Origin of the sequence: Paraburkholderia dioscoreae, assembly GCF_902459535.1 — a bacterium.
Lineage (GTDB): Bacteria > Pseudomonadota > Gammaproteobacteria > Burkholderiales > Burkholderiaceae > Paraburkholderia > Paraburkholderia dioscoreae.
In genome coordinates this window covers 215,415-238,900 of record NZ_LR699554.1, presented here as the reverse complement: position 1 = coordinate 238,900, position 23,486 = coordinate 215,415, and the positions used below count along the sequence as shown (strand labels likewise).

Annotated in this window: 24 protein-coding genes; 15 read left to right on the top strand and 9 right to left on the bottom strand. The window is 63.4% G+C overall.

Translation table 11 applies throughout. The features are described from left to right. Positions 1-54 precede the first annotated feature (54 nt). Positions 55-924, top strand: coding sequence for a sulfurtransferase (locus tag PDMSB3_RS21315; protein ID WP_007178837.1), 870 nt, complete (start codon positions 55-57; stop codon positions 922-924). A gap of 115 nt (positions 925-1,039) precedes the next feature. On the opposite strand, the gene PDMSB3_RS21310 is transcribed toward PDMSB3_RS21315, so the two are convergent. The 3 genes from PDMSB3_RS21310 to polA all read right to left on the bottom strand — a co-directional run bounded on the left by PDMSB3_RS21310 (position 1,040) and on the right by polA (position 6,275). Continuing rightward, complete coding sequence (locus PDMSB3_RS21310; protein ID WP_007178836.1) at positions 1,040-1,912, bottom strand: dienelactone hydrolase family protein; 873 nt, start codon at positions 1,910-1,912, stop codon at positions 1,040-1,042. A gap of 103 nt (positions 1,913-2,015) precedes the next feature. Beyond that, the gene (locus PDMSB3_RS21305; RefSeq protein ID WP_165187621.1) at positions 2,016-3,365 is read right to left on the bottom strand and encodes an NAD(P)/FAD-dependent oxidoreductase; all 1,350 of its coding nucleotides are present in this window, start codon (positions 3,363-3,365) and stop codon (positions 2,016-2,018) included. 168 nt (positions 3,366-3,533) lie between these two features. Continuing rightward, positions 3,534-6,275: a DNA polymerase I gene (polA, locus tag PDMSB3_RS21300; RefSeq protein WP_007178834.1), complete on the bottom strand. Its 2,742-nt coding sequence runs from the start codon at positions 6,273-6,275 to the stop codon at positions 3,534-3,536. A 1-nt stretch (position 6,276) separates the two neighbouring features. Between polA and PDMSB3_RS21295 the strand changes: the two genes are divergently transcribed. After that, positions 6,277-7,020 carry an LOG family protein gene (locus tag PDMSB3_RS21295; RefSeq protein WP_011490537.1) on the top strand — a complete coding sequence of 248 codons (744 nt, stop codon included), beginning with the start codon at positions 6,277-6,279 and terminating at the stop codon, positions 7,018-7,020. 56 nt (positions 7,021-7,076) lie between these two features. Here the strand turns inward: PDMSB3_RS21295 and PDMSB3_RS21290 are convergent, their stop codons facing one another. Continuing rightward, a complete protein-coding gene (locus tag PDMSB3_RS21290) occupies positions 7,077-7,538 on the bottom strand; it encodes a LysR family transcriptional regulator (RefSeq protein ID WP_035516903.1) in 462 nt (153 codons plus the stop codon). Between the two features lie 97 nt (positions 7,539-7,635). Here PDMSB3_RS21290 and PDMSB3_RS21285 point away from each other — a divergent pair, with 97 nt between their 5' ends. Both PDMSB3_RS21285 and PDMSB3_RS21280 read left to right on the top strand, forming a co-directional pair. After that, the gene (locus PDMSB3_RS21285; protein ID WP_165187620.1) at positions 7,636-8,205 is read left to right on the top strand and encodes a chromate transporter; all 570 of its coding nucleotides are present in this window, start codon (positions 7,636-7,638) and stop codon (positions 8,203-8,205) included. Then, positions 8,202-8,732: a chromate transporter gene (locus tag PDMSB3_RS21280; protein ID WP_007178831.1), complete on the top strand. Its 531-nt coding sequence runs from the start codon at positions 8,202-8,204 to the stop codon at positions 8,730-8,732. Before PDMSB3_RS21285 ends, PDMSB3_RS21280 begins: the two co-directional genes overlap by 4 nt. Before the next feature lie 61 nt (positions 8,733-8,793). Here PDMSB3_RS21280 and PDMSB3_RS21275 read toward each other — a convergent pair whose 3' ends face one another. Then, positions 8,794-10,320 carry an AMP nucleosidase gene (locus PDMSB3_RS21275; protein ID WP_007178830.1) on the bottom strand — a complete coding sequence of 509 codons (1,527 nt, stop codon included), beginning with the start codon at positions 10,318-10,320 and terminating at the stop codon, positions 8,794-8,796. Positions 10,321-10,519: 199 nt separating this feature from the next. Here PDMSB3_RS21275 and PDMSB3_RS21270 point away from each other — a divergent pair, with 199 nt between their 5' ends. The 6 genes from PDMSB3_RS21270 (at position 10,520) to PDMSB3_RS21245 (ending at position 15,870) form a co-directional block, all read left to right on the top strand. Then, complete coding sequence (locus tag PDMSB3_RS21270) at positions 10,520-10,915, top strand: hypothetical protein (RefSeq protein ID WP_007178829.1); 396 nt, start codon at positions 10,520-10,522, stop codon at positions 10,913-10,915. Between the two features lie 225 nt (positions 10,916-11,140). Further along, positions 11,141-12,136, top strand: a complete 996-nt coding sequence (locus PDMSB3_RS21265; RefSeq protein WP_007178828.1) for a homoserine kinase — start codon at positions 11,141-11,143, stop codon at positions 12,134-12,136. Then, positions 12,127-12,933: a BPSS1780 family membrane protein gene (locus tag PDMSB3_RS21260; RefSeq protein WP_007178827.1), complete on the top strand. Its 807-nt coding sequence runs from the start codon at positions 12,127-12,129 to the stop codon at positions 12,931-12,933. Before PDMSB3_RS21265 ends, PDMSB3_RS21260 begins: the two co-directional genes overlap by 10 nt. 172 nt (positions 12,934-13,105) lie before the next feature. Continuing rightward, positions 13,106-13,558 carry a MarR family winged helix-turn-helix transcriptional regulator gene (locus PDMSB3_RS21255; RefSeq protein ID WP_007178826.1) on the top strand — a complete coding sequence of 151 codons (453 nt, stop codon included), beginning with the start codon at positions 13,106-13,108 and terminating at the stop codon, positions 13,556-13,558. A gap of 174 nt (positions 13,559-13,732) precedes the next feature. Beyond that, positions 13,733-14,152: an organic hydroperoxide resistance protein gene (locus PDMSB3_RS21250; RefSeq protein ID WP_165187618.1), complete on the top strand. Its 420-nt coding sequence runs from the start codon at positions 13,733-13,735 to the stop codon at positions 14,150-14,152. A gap of 218 nt (positions 14,153-14,370) precedes the next feature. After that, positions 14,371-15,870, top strand: a complete 1,500-nt coding sequence (locus PDMSB3_RS21245; protein WP_007178824.1) for a cryptochrome/photolyase family protein — start codon at positions 14,371-14,373, stop codon at positions 15,868-15,870. 292 nt (positions 15,871-16,162) lie between these two features. On the opposite strand, the gene PDMSB3_RS21240 is transcribed toward PDMSB3_RS21245, so the two are convergent. Next, entirely contained in the window at positions 16,163-16,342 is a 180-nt protein-coding gene (locus PDMSB3_RS21240) for a DUF3563 family protein (protein WP_007178823.1), read from the bottom strand. Positions 16,343-16,451: 109 nt separating this feature from the next. Then, positions 16,452-17,648, bottom strand: a complete 1,197-nt coding sequence (locus tag PDMSB3_RS21235) for an extracellular catalytic domain type 1 short-chain-length polyhydroxyalkanoate depolymerase (RefSeq protein ID WP_165187617.1) — start codon at positions 17,646-17,648, stop codon at positions 16,452-16,454. Between the two features lie 370 nt (positions 17,649-18,018). Between PDMSB3_RS21235 and PDMSB3_RS21230 the strand changes: the two genes are divergently transcribed. The 4 genes from PDMSB3_RS21230 (at position 18,019) to PDMSB3_RS21215 (ending at position 21,028) form a co-directional block, all read left to right on the top strand. After that, positions 18,019-18,720: a phosphatase PAP2 family protein gene (locus tag PDMSB3_RS21230; protein ID WP_007178821.1), complete on the top strand. Its 702-nt coding sequence runs from the start codon at positions 18,019-18,021 to the stop codon at positions 18,718-18,720. Between the two features lie 134 nt (positions 18,721-18,854). Then, a complete protein-coding gene (gene modA, locus PDMSB3_RS21225) occupies positions 18,855-19,628 on the top strand; it encodes a molybdate ABC transporter substrate-binding protein (RefSeq protein ID WP_007178820.1) in 774 nt (257 codons plus the stop codon). A 22-nt stretch (positions 19,629-19,650) separates the two neighbouring features. Then, positions 19,651-20,325, top strand: coding sequence for a molybdate ABC transporter permease subunit (gene modB, locus PDMSB3_RS21220; protein ID WP_007178819.1), 675 nt, complete (start codon positions 19,651-19,653; stop codon positions 20,323-20,325). A 1-nt stretch (position 20,326) separates the two neighbouring features. Continuing rightward, the gene (locus tag PDMSB3_RS21215) at positions 20,327-21,028 is read left to right on the top strand and encodes a sulfate/molybdate ABC transporter ATP-binding protein (RefSeq protein ID WP_007178818.1); all 702 of its coding nucleotides are present in this window, start codon (positions 20,327-20,329) and stop codon (positions 21,026-21,028) included. Positions 21,029-21,129: 101 nt separating this feature from the next. Here the strand turns inward: PDMSB3_RS21215 and PDMSB3_RS21210 are convergent, their stop codons facing one another. After that, complete coding sequence (locus tag PDMSB3_RS21210) at positions 21,130-21,966, bottom strand: TOBE domain-containing protein (protein WP_165187615.1); 837 nt, start codon at positions 21,964-21,966, stop codon at positions 21,130-21,132. A gap of 202 nt (positions 21,967-22,168) precedes the next feature. On the opposite strand from PDMSB3_RS21210, the gene PDMSB3_RS21205 reads away from it, so the two are divergent. Then, on the top strand, positions 22,169-22,963 hold the full coding sequence (locus tag PDMSB3_RS21205) for an SDR family NAD(P)-dependent oxidoreductase (RefSeq protein ID WP_165187614.1): 795 nt from the start codon (positions 22,169-22,171) through the stop codon (positions 22,961-22,963). A gap of 93 nt (positions 22,964-23,056) precedes the next feature. Here the strand turns inward: PDMSB3_RS21205 and PDMSB3_RS21200 are convergent, their stop codons facing one another. After that, positions 23,057-23,440, bottom strand: coding sequence for a tautomerase family protein (locus tag PDMSB3_RS21200; protein WP_165187612.1), 384 nt, complete (start codon positions 23,438-23,440; stop codon positions 23,057-23,059). Between the last annotated feature and the right edge of the window lie 46 nt (positions 23,441-23,486).

Genomic DNA, 23,486 nt, shown 5'->3' with positions numbered 1-23,486 from the left:
GCATGGGACCAGAGTAAGGCGCTAAAGCGCCAACTCTGGTCGACAGGAGACGTCATGCCCCACACTCATTACACCACTCTGATCTCCGCGACCAATCTCGCGGAGCGGCTCGCCGCCGCGCCGGGCAGCGTGTTCGTCATCGATTGCCGTTTCGATCTGGCCGACCCGGAGGCGGGCGAAAAAGCCTATCTGGCCGGACATCTGCCGGGCGCGCATTATCTGCATCTCGATCGCGATCTGTCGGGGCCGAAGAACGGCCAGAGCGGCCGCCATCCGTTGCCGGATCGTGCGCGGCTGGTGGAGACGCTGGAGTCGCGCGGCCTGAAGCAAGGGCAGCAAGTCGTCGCCTATGACGCGCAAGGCGGCATGTACGCCGCCCGCGCATGGTGGCTGCTGCGCTGGCTCGGTCACGACGCGGTCGCGCTGCTCGACGGCGGGCTGCAGGCATGGGAGGCCGGCGGTTATCCGCTGACGCAGGACGCGCCCGCCCAGAACACCGGCGACTTCAAAGCCGGTGCGCCGCTGTCCGTCACGGTCGATGCGCAAACGGTCGAGCGCAATCTGGGTTCGAAGGAACGCGTGGTGGTGGACGCGCGCGCCGCCGACCGTTATCGCGGCGAGAACGAGACGCTTGATCGCGTCGGCGGCCACATTCCCGGAGCGCTCAACCGCTTCTTCAAAGACAACCTCACCGCCGACAACCGCTTCAAGCCGGCTCACACGTTGCGCGAGGAATTCCACGCGCTGCTCGCCGACACGCCGCCGGAACACGTGATACTGCAATGCGGCTCGGGCGTGACGGCCTGCGTGAATGCGCTGGCGATGGAAGTCGCCGGCCTGCACGGCGCGGCGTTGTACGCAGGATCGTGGAGCGAATGGAGTTCGGATCCGAAGCGCCCTGTCGCTACGGGCCCGAATCCTTGAGTACACCAGCGAGCGTCACAGCACCTGGTTAGCAAAAAAGGCCGTTACCGCCCGAAAGCGGCAACGGCCTTTTTTATCGCAAGCGGGGGAGCGCGAACCGCCTCAAGCCGCAGCCTCAGGCCACCCCATGCTGCTTGAACCACACCAGCGCACGGCGCCAGCCGTCTTCCGCATCGGCCTTTTTATAGCTCGGCCGGTAATCCGCGAAAAACGCGTGCCCGGCATCGTCATACACGACGAACTGCGAGCCGCGTCCTGCTTGCGGACCCTGCGCGATGGCCTGCTTCATCTGTTCGAGCGTGTCCTGCGGAATGCTCTGATCCTGCAACCCATAGAGCCCCAGAACCGGCGCGTGAAGCTGCGCGACCTCGTCGAGCGGATTGGCCGGCGTCATCGCGTTCTTCGCGCCCGTGACTCGCCCATACCACGCGACACCCGCCTTCAGTCGCGGATTATGTTCGGCATACAGCCACGCAATGCGCCCGCCCCAGCAAAACCCGTTCACGCCGAGGCGGTTCAAATCGCCGCCATGCTCGCCGGCCCACGCGACGGTCGCGTCGAGATCGCCCATGACCTGATCGTCCGGCACCTTGCTGACCAGTTGCTCGTTGAGCTGCTGCATGCTCGTATAAACGGTCGGATCGCCCTGCCGCTCATACAGATTCGGCGCGATCGCGAGATAACCTTGTTTGGCGAAACGCCGGCACACGTCGGCGATATGCTCGTGCACGCCGAAAATCTCATGCACGACGATAATCACGGGCAAGTGCGTTTTACCCTTCGGCTGTGCGCGATACGCCGGCACCAGCGTGTCGCCGGAGCGCACGGCCACTTCGCCGGCTTCGAGACCGTCGCTATCGGTATGGATGGTTTGCGCCGACACCGGCAGCACGGCTGCGGCGAATCCGGTGCCGAGCGCGGCCTTGATAAAAGTACGCCGGTCGAAGGGGACGTGCGGGACCAGGCTGTCGATCTCGGGTTTCAGCATGCGGCGCTCCTCGGTTGAACGTTGGAGGCAACAGGATACGCCCGACACGCATCCTGTTGCAGAGGCAACGTTCCCGGGCGCCGGCCGGGCGCATCAGCGCACGTCAGTGCAGCTTGACCCGCGGCAGCGTGGTGCGGCGCAACCAGTGCGCGAAAGTATCGAGCACCATGCGCGCATAGCCGTGCAGCGCGGCGATATGCAGCCGGTACAGCGACATGTACATGAAGCGCGCGAACAGCCCTTCGATCAGCATGTTGCCGCCGATCACCCCGCCCATCAGATTGCCGACGGCACTGAAATGCCCGAGCGACACGAGCGAACCGAAGTCGCGATAGGTAAATTCCGGCAGCGGCCTGCCGTCGAGCCGCGCCGTCAGCGCTTTCATCAGGAAGCTCGCCTGCTGGTGAGCCGCCTGCGCGCGCGGCGGCACGTTGCGCTCATTGCCCGGCCACGGACAGGCGGCGCAATCGCCGAGCGCGAAAATGTTGTCGTCGATTTCGGTTTGCAGCGTGCGGCGCACGACAAGCTGGCCCAGACGATTGACCGGCAGGCCGTCGAGCTCGCTCAGGATCGCCGGCGCCTTAATGCCCGCCGCCCACACCGTCAGATCGGCGCGCACGGTTTTACCGCTCGCGGTGCGGATCACACCGGGCGCGACTTCGGCCACGGTTTCGCTGGTCATCAGCTTCACGCCGAGCTTGGTGAGCAGTTCGGCCGTAGCGGTCGAAACCCGTTCCTGCAAAGCCGGCAGAATGCGCGGCCCCGCTTCGATCAGCACAATGCCGACGTCATGCCGCGGGTCGAGCTTATGCAGGCCGTAGGCGGACAGCACCTGCGCGGTGTTGCGCAATTCCGCCGACAACTCCACCCCCGTCGCGCCGCCGCCGACAATCGCCACCTGAATGCGCGGCTCGTCCGTGGACGGCGTGCCCGGCGCCGACTCGACGGGCTCGTGCACCTGATGCTCGGCGCGCATGCAGGCCGCGATCAAGCGCTTGCGGAAACGCTCGGCCTGGCTGACCGTGTCGAGTGCGAGGGAGAATTCAGACGCACCTTTAACGCCGAAGAATGCGGTCGTGCTGCCGATCGCGATGATCAGCGTGTCGTATTCGAGTTCGCGTTCGGGCAGCAGTTCGGCGCCGTCGTCGTCGAGCACGGTGCCGAGCGTGAGCCGCCGGTTCGCACGGTCGAGGCCCGTCAGTTCGCCCTGCTGGAATTCGAAGCCATGCCAGCGCGCTTGCGCTGCATATTCGAGTTCCTGCGTGAAGGGGTCCATGCTACCCGCCGCCACCTCATGCAACAGCGGCTTCCAGATATGCGTGGGATTGCGGTCGACGAGCGTGACCTGCGCGCGCACTGCGCCCTTGTTCTTATGGGGTGCGTAGCGATCGCCCAGGCGTGTCGCCAACTCCAGTCCCCCCGCGCCCCCGCCAACGACGATAAAACGATGCATTGAACTCTCCGTGTTTGCCGATGGGTTATGCGTCGCGGCGGCGCGCACGGAATATCACCCGGGCACGCCGTCTTTGACCGATTGTCCGCGAGCAACACGGGTTGTCACAAGCCATCAATACGCATGTGTGACATGCGCACGACGATATCGCACCCCGTCATACGCGCGTCAATGCGCTTCTTCCCAGTTCAGACCGGCGCCGACTTCGGCGACCAGCGGCACTTTCAGGTCGGCGACGCCGCACATCAACTCGGGCAAGCGCTTGCGCACGTCGGACAATTCCGCGTCCGGTACTTCGAGAATCAATTCGTCATGCACCTGCATGATCATGCGCGTGCCGATCTTCGACTCTTCGATCCACTTCTGCACCGCGATCATCGAGAGCTTGATCAGGTCGGCCGCCGTGCCTTGCATCGGCGCGTTGATCGCGGCGCGCTCGGCGGCCTGGCGGCGTGGACCATTGCCGCCGTTGATCTCGGGCAGCCACAGGCGGCGGCCGAATACCGTTTCGACGTAACCCTTGGCCTTCGCGCTCACGCGCGTTTCGTCCATATAACGCGCCACGCCAGGGTAACGTGCGAAATAGCGGTCGATATAGAGCTTGGCGGCGTCGCGCGTGATACCGAGGTTCGAAGCGAGCCCGAACGAACTCATGCCGTAGATCAGACCAAAGTTGATGACCTTGGCCACGCGCCGTTGGTCGTTCGACACTTCGAGCGGCGTCACGCTGAAGATTTCCGCCGCGGTGGCGCGGTGAATGTCTTCACCTTGCGAGAACGAGCGCAGCAAGGATTCGTCGCCGGAAATGTGCGCCATGATGCGCAATTCGATCTGCGAATAATCCGCGGAGACCAGCTTGTGTCCGGGCGGTGCAATAAACGCTTCGCGAATACGGCGGCCTTCGCCGGTGCGCACGGGAATGTTCTGCAGGTTCGGATCGTTCGAGGCGAGGCGCCCCGTGACCGCCACCGCCTGCGCATAGTTCGTGTGCACGCGGCCCGTGGTGGCGTTGACCATGCGCGGCAGCTTGTCCGTGTAGGTCGATTTCAGCTTTGACAAGCCACGGTGTTCGAGCAGAATCTTCGGCAGCGGAAAATCTTCGGCGAGCTTTTGCAGCACTTCTTCGTCGGTGGAGGGTGCGCCGCTCGGGGTCTTCTTGACCACCGGCAATTCCAGCTTCTCGAAGAAGATCTGCCCGATCTGCTTGGGCGAGCCCAGATTGAATTCGCCGCCGGCCAGCACATACGCCTCGCTTTCCAACTGGATCAGACGCGTGGCGATTTCGCTGCTTTGCTGACGCAGTTTCTCCGAATCGATCAGCACACCGGTGCGTTCCATTTTCCGCAGCACGCGCGAGGTGGGCAGCTCGATGTCGTGATAAACGTACTGGAGCGTCTTCTCCGCCGCCACTTGCGGGTACAGCACCTGATGCAGCCGCAAGGTGATGTCGGCGTCTTCCGCTGCGTATTCCGCGGCCTTGTCCAGCGCGACTTCGTCGAAACCGATCTGCCCCGCGCCCTTGCCCGCCACCTCTTCGTACTTGATCGTCTTCACGCCGAGATGGCGCAGCGCGAGGCTGTCCATGTCGTGCGTGCGATGCGATTCGACCACGTACGACTGCAGCAGCGTGTCGTGTTCGATACCGCGCATTTCGATGCCGTAGTTCGCCAGCACCTGCTCGTCGTACTTGAGATGCTGACCGACCTTCTTGTGCTCGACGCTTTCCAGCCACGGCTTGAGCCTCGCGAGAACTTCGTCGCGCGGCAATTGCACGGGCGCGTCCGGGCCGCGATGCGCGAGCGGCACATAAGCCGCACGGCCGGCCTCGACCGACAACGACAGCCCCACGATCTGCGCGATCATGGGATCGAGCGACGTGGTTTCGGTATCGAAAGAAGTGAGTTCGGCCGCGTTGATCGTCTCCAACCACGCGTCGAATTGTTCCCACGTCTGCACGGTGTCGTAATGCCGCTCGTGATCCACGGACAAAGCCGGCGGCACGTCGGTTTCAGGACCCTCCACCGCGTCCGCGATTTCCACTTCGCGCAGCCATGTCTTGAAGCCGTGGCGCGTGAACACCTCGCGCAGTTCCGCGCGCGATTCCGGCTGGCTTTGCAGGCTTTCCTCGATCGACACGATATGGTCGGTCAAGTCGCAATTGCGCTCAACGGTAACGAGTTTCTTCGCCATTGGCAGAAAATCGAGCGCACGGCGCAGATTGTCTCCTACCGCACCTTTGATTTCGTCCGCATGTGCGACGATGCCATCCAGCGAGTCGAATTGCGTCAGCCATTTGACCGCGGTTTTCGGCCCGCATTTCTCGACGCCCGGCACGTTGTCGACGGTATCGCCAACCAGCGACAGGTAGTCGATGATGCGCTCCGGCGGCACGCCGAACTTGGCGAGCACGCCGGCGCGGTCGAGTTTTTCGTTGGTCATCGTATTGATGAGGGTGACATGATCCGACACGAGCTGCGCCAGATCCTTGTCCCCAGTCGACACGATCACGTTCATGCCGCGTTTTTCCGCCTCGGTGCTGAGCGTGCCGATCACGTCGTCGGCCTCGACGCCTTCGATCATCAGCAGCGGCCAGCCGAGCGCGCGCACGGCCACATGAATCGGCTCGATCTGACGCGAGAGATCGTCCGGCATGGACGGACGGTTCGCCTTATAGTCGGCATACCAGTCGTCGCGGAACGTTTTGCCCTTGGCGTCGAACACGCACGCGCTATACTCTGCTGTGACTTCCTTGCGCATGCGCCGCAGCATGTTGATCATCCCGTAGAGCGCACCTGTCGGACCACCGTCGGGGCCGCGCAGATCAGGCATCGCATGGTAGGCCCGGTACAGATAACTCGAACCGTCGACCAATAGCAGGGTCTTACCTTCAAGGCTTCGTTCTTCAGGCATTATGACTAAGAGAAAAGTGATTCCGAGTCTGCGATCACTCGCAGATCAAGAGCGCGCAACGGCCAAAAAGGCACGCGCATCGTGGCAGATGTTCACGATTATGGCAGAGTTTATCGAGGCGACCGAGTACCTCTCGGAGATTCGCCCGGCTGTCAGCATATATGGTTCGGCGCGCCTGAAACCGAACTCGCCCTATTACAAACTTGCCACGCAAATCGCGCGCAAGTTGTCGGACGCGGGCTTTGCGGTGATCTCGGGCGGCGGCCCGGGCATCATGGAGGCGGCCAACAAGGGCGCCCATGCGGGCAAGGCGCCTTCGGTCGGCCTGAACATCGAATTACCGCACGAGCAATCGGGCAATCAGTGGCAAGACATCTCGTTGCGCTTCCGCCATTTCTTCACGCGCAAGGTCACGTTCGTGAAGAACTCCGACGCGGTGATCGTGATGCCCGGCGGCTTCGGCACGCTGGACGAACTCGCCGAAGTGCTCACGCTGATCCAGACCAAGAAGTCGCGTCATGTGCCGATCATTCTGGTGGGCGCCGAATTCTGGGAAGGCCTGCTTGCATGGTTCAGGAACTCGCTCACGCCAATGGGCCTGATCAATCCGGCCGACATGGACCTCATGCAGGTCATCGACGATCCCGATCAGGTGCTCGAAGCGGTGCTGAAGTTCTATGAAGACCGCGAAGAAGCCGAGCCGCAACCCACCAAATCGGACGAAGACCGGATGTTCTATCTGTGAGGCTGCTCGCGCCGCGGCGCGAAGCGAGTGCAACGCCACGCGATAACATGCGGATATCAACGGGTAGCCTCGACGCTACCCGTTTCGTTTTCCTGGGTTTGATCGCCTTGCGCCTGCTGCCATTCACAGAACTGCTCGACTAGCGGCGCATGCGCGACCTCGCGCCTCGCGACCCACCAGTAGCCGCGCGCATCGATACGCGGACCCGCCAGCGGCACGACGAGCCGGCCCGAGAGCAATTCATCCGCGAGCAGCGGCAACGGGCCGAGCGCGACGCCAAGACCATCTACCGCGGCCTGCAAGGCGGACAGGTAGCGCCGCCCACCGTCGGTCAGGCGCACGCGCTTGCCGCGACGCTGGAACACCTGCACGCCGAGCCAAGTTTCGAAAGCTGCGACTTGGCGGCTGATTGCACCGTGCGTCACATGCAACTCGTTCGCCGCGGCGGTGAAGCTTTGATGCCGCGCGGCGGCTTCGAAGGCGCGCAGCGCCGGAAAAGGAGGAGGGTTACGGGCCAGGCTTGTGATTCCAGATCACATGGGCGCGCGTAAAAATCGTTTTGCTCGACGCCGGTTCGGCGCTAACCTCCTGAGCTTGAACCGCAAGCTAACCGATATGGATCACGACCTCACCACGCCCGAACCCGCGCTGGCGCGTCCGCCCACCGTATGGGAAATCTTCGGCGGCTTTCTCGGCCTCGGGCTGATTTCCTTCGGCGGCGCACTGCCGCTGGCGCGGCGCGCACTGGTCGAACAACGCCGCTGGCTGAGCGCCGAAAAATTCACCGACCTGCTGGGCCTCTGCCAGTTCTTGCCGGGCGGCAGCGTGATCAATCTCTCGGTGGCCGTCGGCATGCGCTTTCGCGGTGTGCCGGGCGCGCTCGCCGGGTTGCTCGGCCTGATCGCGGGACCGTCCCTGATTGTGATCGGGCTTGGCGTGCTATACGAACACACGCAGAACGACCCGCACGTTCGCCATCTGTTTGCCGGGCTCGCCGCCGCGGCGGCCGGCCTGCTGATCTCGATGGCCGTGAAAATCCTGCTGCCGCTGCGGCACAAACCGGTGGCCGCGCTCATTGCCGCGCTCGGCTTCATCGCGATTGCGATCATGCGGCTGCCGCTTCTGCCCACCATGCTGGTACTGACGCCGTTCAGCATCTATATCGCGTCGAGGAAGGCACGATGAACGACACGCTCATTTCCCTCGCGGTCATCTTCAGCCAGCTTTCGCTGCTCGCGTTCGGTGGCGGCAATACGATTCTTCCGGAGATGCAGCGTCAGGTGGTGGATGTGCATCACTGGATGCCGGCCAGCGAATTCAGCGCGCTGTTCGCGCTCGCGCAAGCCGCGCCGGGGCCGAACCTGATGGTCGTCACGCTGGTCGGCTGGCATGTGGCCGGCTGGGCGGGCATGCTGGTGACGTCGGTGGCGAAGTTCGGGCCGTCGTCGCTCGTAACGGTACTTGCAATGCATGCCTGGGAGCGGTGCAAGGACCGCCCGTGGCGACGCTACGCGCAGTTGGGACTGGTGCCGGTGACGGCCGGCGTCGTCGCGGCGAGCGCCGCACTCATTGCCGAAGCGTCGAACCCAACGGCGATTGCGTGGGCGATCACCGCGTTCACGGCTGTCATGGCGATAAAGACGCGCATTCATCCGCTATGGCTTCTGGCGGCCGGCAGTCTGATCGGGCTGACCGGTATCGGACAGCTTTAGTCGAGCCTGGTGAGCGAGGGCGAACCTGCGCTCGCCTTGCGTGCTTAAAAACCGCTTACTCCTACTGGAACGCGACCTCAGCGAAGCTCCGCAGCTTGCGGCTATGCAAGCGATGCAGCCCGTTCATTCGCAATAGCTCCATCGCTTTCACACCGATCTGCAGATGCTGATCGACCTGCGCGCGATAGAACTGGTCCGCCATACCCGGCAACTTCAATTCGCCATGCAGCGGCTTGTCCGACACGCACAGCAAGGTGCCGTAAGGCACGCGGAAACGGAAGCCGTTCGCGGCGATCGTCGCACTTTCCATGTCGAGCGCAATCGCGCGGCTTTGCGACAGCCGCTGCACCGGCTCGCGATGATCGCGCAATTCCCAGTTGCGATTGTCCACGCTCGCCACCGTGCCCGTGCGCATCACACGCTTCAATTCGACGCCGTCCAGTTGCGTGACCTGCGCGACGGCGCGTTCCAGCGCGACCTGTACTTCGGCGAGCGCCGGAATCGGCACCCACAGCGGCAAGTCGTCGTCGAGCACGTGATCCTCGCGCACATAGCCGTGCGCCAGCACGTAGTCGCCGAGGCGTTGCGTATTGCGCAGGCCCGCGCAGTGGCCGAGCATGATCCACGCATGCGGACGCAGCACGGCGATGTGATCCGTAATGGTCTTCGCATTCGACGGCCCGACGCCGATGTTGACCATCGTGATGCCGCTGCCGTCGGCACGTTTCAGGTGATACGCGGGCATTTGCGGCAAGCGCGGCGGAGCCGTGCCTTCCTGCGCCTGCTCGCCGAGATTCTCGTTGTACGTGACCACATCTCCAGGCTCGACGAACGACGTGTATTCGCTGCGATAGGCGCGCAGTTCTTCGTCGTCGGTATGGGCCATCATCGTGCGGCCGAGTTTGACGAACTCGTCGATATAGAACTGGTAGTTCGTGTACAGCACGTAGTTCTGGCAATGCGTGGGCGAGGTCGCCGTATAGTGCTTCAGCCGATGCAGCGAAAAATCGACCCGCGCCGCCGTGAACAGCGCGAGCGGATGCGGCTCGCCCGGCAGCGGCTCATACGTGCCGTTGACGATGCGATCGTCGAGCAGCGCGAGGTCCGGCGTGTCGAACACGTCGCGCATCAGGAACAGGCGCTCGCGATCCAGATCGCCTTCGAGGTGGATGCCTTCGGCGAAAGCGAAATGAATCGGAATCGGCTGATCCGATACGCCGACTTCGATCTGCACGTGATGGTTCTTCGCCAGCAGGCGCAATTGCTCGCGATAGTAGTTGCCGAACAGATCCGGCCGCGTGACGGTCGTCTCGAACACGCCCGGACCCGCGACGAAACCATACGACCGGCGCGAATCGATATGCGTGTTGACCTCGGTACACACCCGCACGAACGGATAGCAGGCGCGCACGCGGCTCTGGAACAGTTCGTTGCGGCGATAGCGCGCGAAGGCGTCGCGCAGGAACGAAGTGTTCGCTTCGTAGATTGCCGAGAGGCGGGTGACGGCCTCGGTGGCGTCTTCGAAGGATTCGGTTGGGAAGCTGTTGGCGGGAGTCTGCACCGCGCGTTGATTGGTATCGTTGTTCATCTTCATTCGCCTCGATTGATGAGGCGACATTACCACGGAACTTGCGATCGCCAAATGACCTGGCGGCGCGCCGACACACCCCGGCACACGGCTCGCAAGATTGCGGGCACGCCGCGCGAAAGCGGCGCAAAATAAGGCGATCGCGCCCGATGGCCAGGCTGGATTTGCTAGAATCGGGGCACCCTATCGGAGAATCACCATGAAGCCGCTCCTTCCCGTCGCCGTTGCACTGGCTCTCGCCTTTGGCAACGCCGCGATGGCTGCCCAGCCTGTCGATGACACTCCGCCCCCCGGCGCGCCCCAGTCCGCCAATGAACGGGCCGGTCTGCCCGACCTGGAGAAGATCAATCGTCCGGCCGCGGAGGTCAGCTCGAAGGTCGAAATCAACGTTCCGCGCACGCCGAGCTTTTACGAACGCAGTGCCAACGGCACCGAAATCACCGAATACCGCGACAAAGGCAAGCCCGTCGAAATCAACGTGCATTCGAACCTCGGCACGCGCTACCAGATGAGCGCGCCGCTCGACACGTCGCCCACCGTACGCGACAACGGCCGCGCGAGCACGCGTTTGCCGTCGGTGCACCTGACCTATTGATGCGTACCGGGGCGGCGCCCCGGAGTAAGCCGCCGCCCGGATTCACGCGCCTGCAAGGCGTCGTCCCGGGCGTCAGCCTGGCTGGCGAGTTTCACCCTGGCGGTACGGCTTTGAAATGCCGCAGCGCTTCACGGCTCCTGAGAACACATTTTCAATACCGCATTTGCCGCACATCGCACTGGCCGCACCGCGCCAGCCCGACCAACCTGATCTGACGTTTCCCGCATGGCTGTCTTCACCGCTGTCACTGAACCCCAACTTGCAGAATGGATGCGCCATTACGATCTCGGCGACGTCGTCGAATTTCGTGGCATCTCCTCCGGTATTGAGAACAGCAACTTCTTTCTGACGACAACGCGCGGCGAATACGTCCTCACGATCTTCGAAAAGCTGACGGCCGAACAACTGCCGTTCTATCTCGATCTCATGCGGCATCTGGCCGCGCACCGCGTGCCGGTGCCGGACCCCATGCCACGCGAAGACGGCGCCCTGTTCGGCCTGTTGCAAGGCAAGCCCGCCGCCATCGTGACCAAGCTCGAAGGCGCACCGGAGCTGGCGCCGGGCGTCGAGCACTGCATCGAGGTCGGACAGATGCTCGCGCGCATGCATCTGGCAGGACGCGACTACCCGGCCTATCAACCGAATCTGCGCAGCCTGCCGTGGTGGAAGGAAACCGTGCCGACCATCCTGCCGTTTCTGGAAGGCGGGCAACGCGAGCTGCTGTCGTCCGAACTGGCGTACCAGGAAGCTTTTTTCGCCTCGGCCGATTACGCCGCACTGCCTGAAGGCCCATGCCACGCCGACCTGTTCCGCGACAATGCCATGTTCGCCCACGCCGCGCCCGGCACGGGCCACGAGGTGCGCCTGGGCGGTTTTTTCGACTTCTATTTCGCGGGCTGCGACAAGTGGCTGTTCGACGTGGCGGTGACGGTCAACGACTGGTGCGTCGACCTCGCCACCGGCAAACTCGACGAAGCGCGCACCGAAGCGATGCTGCGCGCCTACCAGACCGTGCGCCCGTTCACCGCTGGAGAAAACCGCCATTGGGGCGACATGCTGCGCGCGGGCGCGTACCGTTTCTGGGTCTCGCGCCTGTATGATTTCCATTTGCCGCGCGCGGCCGAGTTGCTCAAACCGCACGATCCCGGCCATTTCGAGCGCATCCTGCGCGAACGCCTGTCCGGCGTTGCACTTCCAGGCATTCATACCTCATGCAATTGATCGAAGTCCCCGCGAAAGCCGGCTATGTGTGGTTCCGGCAGGGTATCTGGCTGTTCCGTAAGAACCCGCTCGCGTTCCTGACGCTGTTCTTCACCTATCTGCTGGTGATGACGCTCGTCTCGCAGATTCCGGTGATCGGTGGCGTGCTGCCGCTGGCGTTCATACCGGGCGTTGCAGTCGGTTTCATGGCGGCGTGCCGCAACACGATCGCCGGCAAGCCGGTCTTTCCGACCATTCTGGTGGACGGTTTTCACTCGTATGGGCCGGTGGTCGCCAAACGGCTGCTGGTGCTCGGTGTGCTCTATGTCGTCGCTATGGCGCTGGTGCTGGCCGGTTCGGCGCTGGCCGACGGCGGCATGCTGCTGAAGGTAATGCTCGGTGGCGCCACGATGGACCAGGACGCGATCGCCAACAGCAATATTCCGCTGGCGGTACTCACGGCTTTGGCGCTCTACATTCCGGTCGCAATGATTTTCTGGTTCTCGCCGATTCTCACCGCATGGCATGACGTGCCGCCCGTCAAGGCAATGTTCTTCAGCATCGTCAGTTGCTGGCGCAACCGCGGCGCGTTCGTCGTGTTCGGCGCGCTATGGTTCGCGGTGGCGATAACGGTGTCGCTCGGCCTGTCCGCGCTGATGCAGGCGCTGGGTGCCGGCGACTTCGCGTTCGCGGTCCTGATGCCCGCCACGATGATCGTCACGACCATGCTGTACTGCTCGTTCTATGCAACCTATCGCGGCTGCTTCGGCGTGCAGACACCCGAGACTCCGGACCTGCCGACCACGCCAGCGGCTTGATTCCCGTTCCGGGGCGGCCGCTATTCTAGCGGCCGCCCCGGCGCCGATCCCCATCGCGACGCTTGCCCTCGCCGCTCCAGGAATACCTCACCGCACTCGTCAGCGTGCGCCAATTTGCGGCACAATAGTTTGCGCGCAATCGATTTGCACGCTACTTTTTGCGAGATGCATCATGACCCAGCGCCCGGCTTTGCCCTTCACGCTCGACGAGCAACTCTGCTTCGCCCTCTACTCGACCTCGCTCGCCATGACGAAGGCGTACAAGCCGCTGCTCGACAGACTCGGCCTGACGTATCCGCAATATCTCGCGATGCTGGTGCTGTGGGAGAGCGACGACGTCACGGTCAAAGATATGGCGGCACGCCTGAACCTCGATTCGGCGACGGTCACGCCACTGCTCAAGCGGCTCGAAGCTCAGGGTCTGGTGGAGCGGGTACGCGGCGTTGAGGACGAGCGTCTCGTGTACATCCGGCTCACCAAGGCCGGTTCGGCACTCAAGCGCCAGGCGCGCGAAGTGCCTGCCGAAATCTTCTGCGCGACCCAGCAGACACCCGAATTTCTGCTGCGTTTGCGTGACGACCTGACGCGCCTGCGCGGCACGCTCACCGATTACATGGACCGCTAGCCCAGCGGCTCCAAAACGCGTGCTATCGCTACGATGCGAAAAATCATTTGCACACAAATGATTTGTACACTATCTTTGTCACATGCCCGCTCAATTGGCGCTCTGCCGGAACGGCAGGCCAGCAACGAGCGGCAAACACGCAGATCCTGACAACCCAGACAAAGGAGCAGCATCATGAACATCCTCTACAAAGCAAGCGCAACAAGCACCGGTGGCCGCGACGGCCGTGCGGTGTCGTCGGACAATGCATTGGACGTGAAACTGGCGGCACCGCGCGAACTCGGCGGCACCGGCGCGGCGGGTACGAATCCAGAACAACTGTTCGCGGCTGGCTACTCGGCGTGTTTCCTGAGCGCAATGAAGTTTGTCGCCGGCCAGCACAAACAGGCTTTGCCGGTAGACACGCAAGTCACCGCGGAAGTCGGCATTGGTCCGAATGACAAGGGCGGCTTCGCGCTTGATATCGACCTGCGCGTCTCGCTGCCGGGTCTCGACGCAAACGCGGCAAAGGAACTGGTCGACGCGGCGCATCAGGTTTGCCCGTACTCGAACGCCACGCGCAACAACGTCGCGGTCCGTCTGCAAATCGCCTAAGCTACGGCCTCGATGCCGCGCTAAAGAATCGCTAAAGCGGCGCGGAAAACCGCGTCGCCTGCCAAAGACAGCGCCCGCACCCTGCACAATAGGGGCGGGCGCTGTGCTAATTTGCGGACGCGGCATGCAATGTGCAACAGGGGTCGTGCCGTTGCTCGCTGCGCTTGCGGTTGGCCAAAGCGCAGTCATCCGCCCTGTTTCAACGATCCACCTCCCTGATGACACGCGTCCGACGACTGAACGACACCTTCGATACCGGGCTGGTCTGGCTTCGCCGCGACCTGCGCAACACGGACAACGCCGCGCTCTACTACGCGCTCAAGCATTGCGAGCGCGTGTGGTGCGTATTCGTGTTCGACACGACGATCCTGCAACCGCTGGTCGACGCCTGGCACGCCCGTCATCCGGACACACAGCCGCAGGACCGGCGCATCGAGTTCATTCTCGCGGCGCTTGGCGAACTGGACGAGGCACTGCGCACCGATGGCGGCGGTCTGATCGTGCTGTACGGCAATCCGGCCGACCTGGTGCCAACGCTGGCCGATGAACTCGGCGCGGACGCGGTTTTCGCGAATCACGACTACGAGCCGGTCGCAATCGAGCGCGACGAGACGGTACGGGAGCAGCTTGCCGAAGCCGGACGCCAGTGGCTGACGTTCAAGGATCAGGTGATTTTCGAGCGTGACGAGGTGCTGACCGGCCAGAGCAAACCGTTCACGGTGTTCACACCGTACAGGAACGCATGGCTCAGGCAACTGAGTACCTTCGATCTGAAGCCGTATCCCGTGGAAACGTACGCGAAGCATCTGGCCGCCTTGCCGTCGAGGCTCGATCGCCAGTTGCCGACGCTCGAACAACTCGGCTTCGCGCCGAGCAACCTGGGCGAGTTGAGCCTGCCCACAGGCATGAGCGGCGCGCAGCGTCTGCTCGACGACTTCATGACCCGCATCGACAGCTACGCGGACCGGCGCGACTTTCCCGCCGCCAAGGGCCCGAGCTATCTGTCGATACATCTGCGCTTCGGTACAGTCTCGATTCGCACACTCGCGCGCCTCGCCCACGAATTGTCGCTGCAACCTGACGGGCAAGGCTCGGCGACGTGGCTGTCCGAGCTGATCTGGCGGGACTTCTACTTCATGATCCTCGCGCATCATCCGCGGCTGGCGCGCGGCGCGTCGTTCAAGGAGGAATACGACCGGTTGCGCTGGGAGCAAGGCCCGGAAGCGGACGAGGCGTTCGCCGCATGGTGCGATGGACGCACGGGCTACCCGCTGGTCGACGCCGCCATGCTGCAACTGAACCGCACGGGCTACATGCACAACCGCCTGCGGATGGTGACGGCGAGTTTTCTGGTCAAGGATCTGGGCGTGGACTGGCGGCTCGGCGAGCGGTACTTCGCTGAACAGTTAAACGACTTCGATTTCTCGGCGAATAACGGCGGCTGGCAATGGGCCGCTTCGACGGGATGCGATGCGCAGCCCTACTTCCGGATTTTCAATCCGGTCACGCAGTCCGAAAAATTCGACGCCGAAGGACGCTTTATCAAGCGCTATTTGCCTCAACTCGCGAAACTGCCATCGAAGTGGATTCATGCGCCCTGGCTGGCGGGCGCGGAACGGCTCGCCGAATGCGGTGTGGTGTTGGGCAAAGACTATCCGGCACCGATCGTGGACCACGCCGAAGCAAGGGCGCGCACGCTGGCTCGCTTTGGCAAGTGAGCGCCCGCTTACGTCGCTTCGCCTTGCTTTGTTCGCGTCGGCACGTCTGAAGAAGACTCAAGGATGAGCCGATTGCCGGCGCTGCTCGCGCCTGCTTAAACAAACGGTTGGGCAGGCGGACTTGTTGATACGTTTTTTTCAGCTTGGGGTGGTGTTCGCCGCAGTGTTGAACCACGCGTTGCGGCAATTGAATGCGGCTGTCTGAGCGCTAGCGACGATCTGCGACAACTTGGGTGCTTCACCCCGAAACACCGGCGTCTCGATACGCGCCGATGCTTTTAACTTGCGCAGTTTAGTGCTGCTGGCTCATCCACGACGGTTGGCGAACATTTGCCTCGCGGTCGAGCTTGCGCATGCGGAATTCCAGATCGTACAGATCGGTTGCTTCAGCGAGGAATGCGTCGGCGCGTTCTTTCGCGAGTTGATCGGGCGACTTGGTCAGAAACAGAAACAGGCGGCTAAGCAGATACATGGTCGACCTCGACAATGAATTTAGGTGTTAACTCCTAAGGGATAACCCGTATTATAGGGAAAACCCTAGTTACGCACCAGCATTCATTTTCCGAAGTGTTGTTCCCATGTCACCGCGCGCCTGCGGTGGCGGCTGTGGTAGCGCCTTCCGCGATATGACCGGCGCCCGTGCGACGCTGATGCCTGAAAAACTCCCACACCATGGCGCTGGCATCCGGACCTTTGGCGGAATGAAACGGCACCGCGTCGTCGCCGCCGCTCCAGGCATGAGCGAGCCCTTGCACACGACAGAGTCGCACGATGCGCCGCCCGCCGCGCACGTAATCGCGCATGACCACGCCGCCCTTGCGCTCTTCGCGCACTTCGCCGGATTTGCGCGCGCCGGTTTCATCGACGATGCGATTCAGGCGCAGAAACTGCACCGCCAACTGGTCCGCATTGACCGGTGCGACCACATGGTCGGCGTCGCCGTGGATGATGATGGCAGGCATGCCCGGATAATTGGCAACGTTGGCGGCTTCGTCGACCAGTTCGGCCGGCTCACGGCGCGCACCGCGCCGCATCACGTCCATCGCCGTAATGCCGGAATGAGCCTCGCCGAAAGCGGGGCCGGAATGCAGCGCGACCGCCGCGAAGCGCTCGGGGTACTTGACGGCCAGCAGCGCCGTCAGTCCCGCGCCAGCAGAGATTCCAGCGACGTACACTCGCTCGCCGTCGAAACCGTACTGCGCGACCAGCGCGTCCACCAGCGAAACCACTGCGCGCGCTTCGGCCCCGCCGGCGCTTTCGCCGGCGTCGTACCAATGCCAGCAGCGATGCGAATGCACATGCTTCGACTGTTCCGGATAAACCACGGCAAAGCCGAAACGGTCGGCCAGCACGTTCATCCGCGTACCTTCGGCGAATTCATCGATCGACTGCGTGCAGCCGTGCAGCATCACCACCAGCGGCATGGCCTCGAGCGCGTGGCCCGCCGGCACATACAAGCCGTACTGAAGATGATTGACGAGCCGACCGGGTGCGGCAGGCGCGGAGTGGAACGAGCGCGTCCACGAGCCGCTCGCCCACGCCGACGCACGCGGACGCACACGCGATTCGCGAGCGGCGGCGCGCGGCGCTTCGCGCTTGGCGGGCGCACGCACCGCCGCTGCCGGCTTGAGCGGACGAACCTTGGTGGACGGCTTGGCGGCGGCGGCCCGGGCCGGTCGCGTCGTGGTGCGCTTGGTGGTTGTGCGAGCGTGCTCGGTTTGAATCGCGAGCAGCCGCTTGAAACCGCGCAGCCAGATTTTCGATAGACTTTTTGCCATCGGCGGATAACCTCGCAAAAAGGGACAGGGTCCGTTCGGTAGAACAGAATTTCGTTGTGCAATGCACAATAACACCAATCCTCATGCGATGCTGGAACCCGGACGCATCATCCCTCTACCGAAATTGCCGCGCGGCGAACCTTGCTGCAAAGCTGACGTCAAACCTGTGCAACGCCCGGCTGCCGCTTGTTCGGCAGCCCACGCCCAACAGCAAAAAGCCTCGCGCGCGGCGCGACCGCGCTGCAGCACCCGTCTATACTGGCGGTTGAATCTCCGACGTGCGGGCTTGTTCAAAGTCGGCGAGTTGCGACTCTCGCGCGTTATCTCATTACCAACCCGATTCTACGCGGCCTGGGTCGCGCTTTTTGCCATGCCCGATTTACCTGCCCACCTCTGGTATTCGATCACCAACCTCGGCGGCGCCGGCCTCACGCTGCCGCTCGCGTTCGCCATCGCGTTGTGGCTGGCGGTCGGCTATACCTGGCGCATGGCCGCGGGCTGGCTGCTGCTGCTTGGCGCGGCCATTGGCATCGTGACCGTAACGAAGCTGGCGTTTCTCGGCTGGGGTGTCGGCGTACGCGAACTGGACTTTACCGGCGTAAGCGGCCACGCCATGTTGTCCACTGCCGTCTATCCGGTCGTGCTGTTCCTCATGCTGTTGCCGGCGCGTCCGGCCATTCGCCTGATCGGCGTGGTGCTCGGCCTTGCCGCGGGAATCGCGGTGGGGTTGTCGCGGGTGGTGCTGAGCGCGCATTCGCCGTCGGAAGCCATTACCGGCTGTCTGACCGGCGCGCTGGCGGCGCTGGTGTTCGTCCGTCTCGCGTGGCATGCCGAGCCAGGCCGGCTGTCGGCGCTGCCAGTCGCTGCCAGCATGATGGTGCTCGCGCTGGTCATGCACGGCGTGCACGTGCCGACGCAGCGCTGGGTCACGCATATCGCCCTGAAAGTGTCCGGTCACGACCGGCCGTTCATTCGCGCGAAGTGGAAAGCCGTGCGCGATGTCCGTCCGGCCACGGCGCCGTTGTCGCAAACACTCAATACGCTGGCGCCGCCGCATTCGTCCCGCGCCTGAATCCTCTTCCGCTGTAGAACGAACCGCCTGAGGTGCGCGGCTGAATAACGATCGTGGGCCACCGTTATAACCTTTCATATATTACGATAGCATTTTAACCCACTGATCCGGTTTCCCCGGACCTCCTGACCTTTATGACACTCGCCCGCCGCCTTTTAAAGCAAGCGCTGTTCGTCGCCAGCGTCGTCTCCGTCGCCGTCAGCGTCAATGCGCGCGCCGACGAACTGGTGGTCTCCGCCGCCGCCAGCCTGACCAACGCGTTCAAGGCGGTCAGCGAAGTGTTCGAGCAGCAGCATCCGGGCACCAAGGTGCTGCTGAACTTCGGTGCCTCCGACGTGCTGATGCAGCAGATCGTCAAAGGCGCGCCCGCCGACGTGTTCGCATCCGCGGACCAGAAGGCAATGGACAAGGCCGTCGCCGAAAAAGTGATCGTACCGGCCTCACGCAAGGACTTCGCCGCCAATTCGCTGGTGCTGATCGTGCCGACGGACAGCCGTTTTGCGCCGACAAGCCTGAACGATCTGACATCGGCGAGCGTTAAGCGTGTCGCGTACGGCGATCCGGCTTCCGTGCCGATCGGCCGTTACGCACAGGGCGCGCTGCAGGCTGCGGGCGTATGGGACGCCGTGAGCGCGAAAGCCGTGCTGGCGTCGAACGTACGTCAAAGCCTCGACTATGTATCGCGTGGCGAAGTCGACGCCGGCTTCGTGTTCAGCACCGACGCCGCCGTCATGCCGGACAAGGTCAAGGTCGCAATGAACGTGCCGACGCAAACGCCGGTCACCTATCCGATCGCGCAAGTGGAAGGCAGCCACCACGCCGCGGACGCACAGGCGTTCATCAACTTCGTGCTGTCGCCGGCCGGACAGTCCGTGCTCGCCAGATACGGCTTCAAGCCCGCACATTAACTTCACGACACGGCGCACGCTCATGCAACAGGCCTGGATCCCGCTCCTGCTGTCGCTAAAAGTGGCGGGCTGGGCGACCGCGCTCAATCTGGTGTTCGGCGTCGCGGCGGGCCTGGGTCTGTCGCGCTGGCGCTCCGGCGCGCGCGACGTGGTCGATTCGCTGCTGATGCTCCCGCTCGTCATGCCGCCCACCGTGCTCGGCTATTACCTGCTGGTCCTGCTCGGACGGCGCGGCGTGATCGGCAGTTGGCTCGACCGCTTCGACATTCAGTTGGTGTTCACCTGGCAGGGCGCGGTGATCGCGTCGACCGTGGTGGCCTTTCCGCTCGTGCTGAAGTCCGCGCGCGCCGCTTTCGAAGCCGTCGATCCGCAACTCGAACAGGCGGCGCGCACGCTCGGCGTCAGCGAAACGGCCGTATTCTTTCGCGTCACGCTGCCGCTCGCCGCGCGCGGCATTCTCGCCGGCGGCCTGCTGGCGTTCGCCCGGGCGCTCGGTGAATTCGGCGCGACGCTGATGATCGCGGGCAATCTGCCGGGACGCACGCAGACGCTTTCCGTGGCGGTCTATTCAGCCGTGCAGGCGGGCGACGACAGCACCGCGAATTTCCTCGTGCTCGTGACTTCGGTGACGTGCGTCGTGATCCTGTTGCTCGCGGGGCGCCTCGTGCCGCAGCACACGCTCCTGAAGTCCGGTTGATATGCTGCTTGCCGTCGACATCCGCAAGACCTTCCAGAGCGCCGAGCGCCGCTTCACGCTCGACGTCGCGTTCCAGGCCACCTCGCAGCGCGTCGTGCTGTTCGGACCATCCGGCGCGGGCAAGAGTCTGACGTTGCAGGCTATTGCGGGCCTGCTACGCCCCGACGAAGGCACGATCACGCTGCATGGCAACGCGCTGTTCGACAGCGCGCGCGGCATCGATCTGAAGCCGCAAGCGCGCAAGGTCGCCTATCTGTTTCAGGACTTCGCGCTATTTCCGCATCTGAACGTGCGGCAGAACATCGGCTTCGGCTTGCAGCACGGCTGGCTCAATCCGCGTGCGCGGATCTCGCATCCGCAGATCGATTACTGGCTGGATGCGCTGGAATTGAAGAGCGTGGCCGGCAATCATCCGGCGCAGCTTTCCGGTGGGCAAAAGCAGCGGGTGGCGCTGGCGCGAGCGCTCGTCGCGCAACCTCGGTTGCTGCTACTGGACGAGCCGTTTTCGGCGCTCGACAGCGCCCTGCGTGAGCGCATGCGCCGCGAGCTGTCCGAGCTGCAAACGCGGCTCGATATCCCAATGGTCCTGATCACACACGATCCCGACGATGTCGCCGCCTTCGGCGATCAGGTCGTGCAGGTCAACAATGGCCAAGTGCGCGAGAATCAGCCGTTCGCCGGCTACGCGCGCAGCGAGCCCTGAGTTTCAACCGCGGATCTTTCGGACGCTACCCGTTCCCTTGACGCCGAACTGGGCGCTTGCCGCGCTCAATCCTTCAAAGAAGGCGCGAACATCTCGCCCGCTCAGTCCTTCACACCGAGTATCACACTCGACGCCTTGAACGCGGCCACGGCGCGGCCGCCTTCCACGAATCCGAGCGTGTCGACGCTTTCATTGGTGACGACCGCGGTGATCACCGCGCCGCCCGCCAGCACCAGCGACACCTCGGCATTGACCGCGCCGCGCTTCACGCTTTGTACCGTGCCGCGCAACTGATTGCGCGCCGAGAGTTTGAGCGGCAGGCCGCTTTCGTTGTCGACGAACAGCACGACCCACGACGCCTTGATCAACGCGAACGCCGCCGCACCCTCGACGAGGCCGAGCGTTTCGGTGCTTTCATGCGTGATGACGGAGACGATCGCATGGCCGCCGGGCAGCACGAGTGTGACTTCGTCGTTGACGGTGCCGCGCGTGATTGCCGACACCGTGCCATAAAGCTGATTGCGCGCGCTCGTCTTCACGCCGATGCGGCCGATCAGATCCCAGTCGGTCGCGAACCCTTCGATCGCCGCGCCCGCGCGTTCGAGAAAGCGCCGGTGCTCGCGTTCCACCGCGCGAAACGTCTCGATCAGCTTCACGGCGCGTGGCGTGAGGGTGGTGCCGCCACCGCCTTTGCCGCCCGTCAGGCGCACCACGAGAGGCTCGCCGGCGAGGTTGTTCATCGTGTCGATCGCATCCCACGCGCCTTTGTAGCTCATGCCGACCGCTTTGGCCGCGCTGGTGATCGAGCCGGTCTTGCCGATCGCCGCGAGCAGCGCGATCCGCGACGCGCCGCCGAGCGTCTGCGCGCCCGCCTGAAACCACACGGAGCCGCCGAGTTCGAGGGTTTCGCGGGAAGGATCGGTGCGGTGCAATGTCATAGCGGGAAGCGGCCAGCGACCGCGAAAATGACGACAAATCATTATAACGACGCAGACCCGCGCTCCTGCCGCGCACCCAGCCGACCTCGCATGCGGATAGGTGGGATACTTTCCGTTCGACGCTTCGAACACCAGTCCCTTTGCATTTTTCGGCTCGGCCGGCCTTGGCCGGTTCGCCGCAACTTCAACGAGGAGCAAGACAGTGAACATCGATCTATCGGGCAAGACGGCGATCGTCAGTGCATCCACGGCGGGCATCGGCTTTGCGATCGCCACCGGCATTGCCGCATCGGGTGCGCGGACCATCATCAACGGACGCAAGCAGGACGCGGTGGACCGCGCGATCAAGGCGATCCGCAAGAGCGCGCCGCAAGCGGATCTGCAAGGTTTCGCGGGCGACCTCGGCACGCCGCAGGGCTGCGACGCGTTGATCAAAGCCGTGCCGCAGGCGGACATTCTCGTGAACAACCTGGGCGTCTTCGGCCCCGGTGACATCTTCTCCACCGCAGACGACGACTGGGAGCGCTACTTCCAGGTGAACGTGATGTCGGGCGTGCGGCTCACGCGCCACTACCTCAAAGGAATGATGGAGCGCAAATGGGGCCGCGTGGTGTTCATCTCGTCCGAGTCTGCGCTGAATATTCCGCCGGACATGCTCGCTTACGGCTTTTCGAAGACCGCGCAGTTGAGCATTGCGCGCGGCATCGCCAAGCACGCCGCCGGCAGCGGCGTGACCGTGAATGCCGTGCTGCCCGGACCGACCCTGTCCGACGGCTTGCGGGCGATGGTGGAAGAGACGGCCAGACAGCAGGGCAAAACGGTCGAACAGGTCGCCACGGAGTTCGTGCGCGAGCATCGCAGCAGTTCGATCATCCAGCGAGCGGCCACCACCGAGGAAGTGGCCAACATGGTCGTCTACGTCTGCTCGCCGCAGGCTTCGGCAACCACCGGCGCGGCGCTGCGCGTGGACGGCGGCGTGATCGATACCATCGCGTAACCGTGCCGCGTTTCTGACGTTTCTGACGAACGACGGGCGGCATGGCCGCCCGATAGCGCACCCGGCATTCGCGCTATCGGGCAGACATGGCACTCACAGCGCGTACTGCGCAATCCCGTTGCCGAACGACCAGTTTTCCTTCAATACCTCGACGAGATTAATGAAAACATCCTCTCGTCGCAGCCCCGGCGACTCCGCCAGTTCGTCCGCCATCCGCTTGTAAAGCGTCTTTTTCTGATCAAGCGTGCGCGTGTTGTTCAGGGTGATCTGAATGATCACGAGGTCGTCGCTTCGCTCGACGTTCAAGTACTGGTTGTCATACACAAAATTGCCGGCTTCATGCTCGGTGATCAGCATGAAGATGTCGTCTTTCGGCACGTTGAATGTTCCCACCAGCGAACGCTGGATGCTCTCCGTCAGCGCCTTCCGGTATTCGACGGGCTTGCCTGCGCGCAATGCAATTCGGGTGATCGGCATGATGAAAACTCCTTGGTTGCGTTGATTGGGTCAACACAGGTTAGGC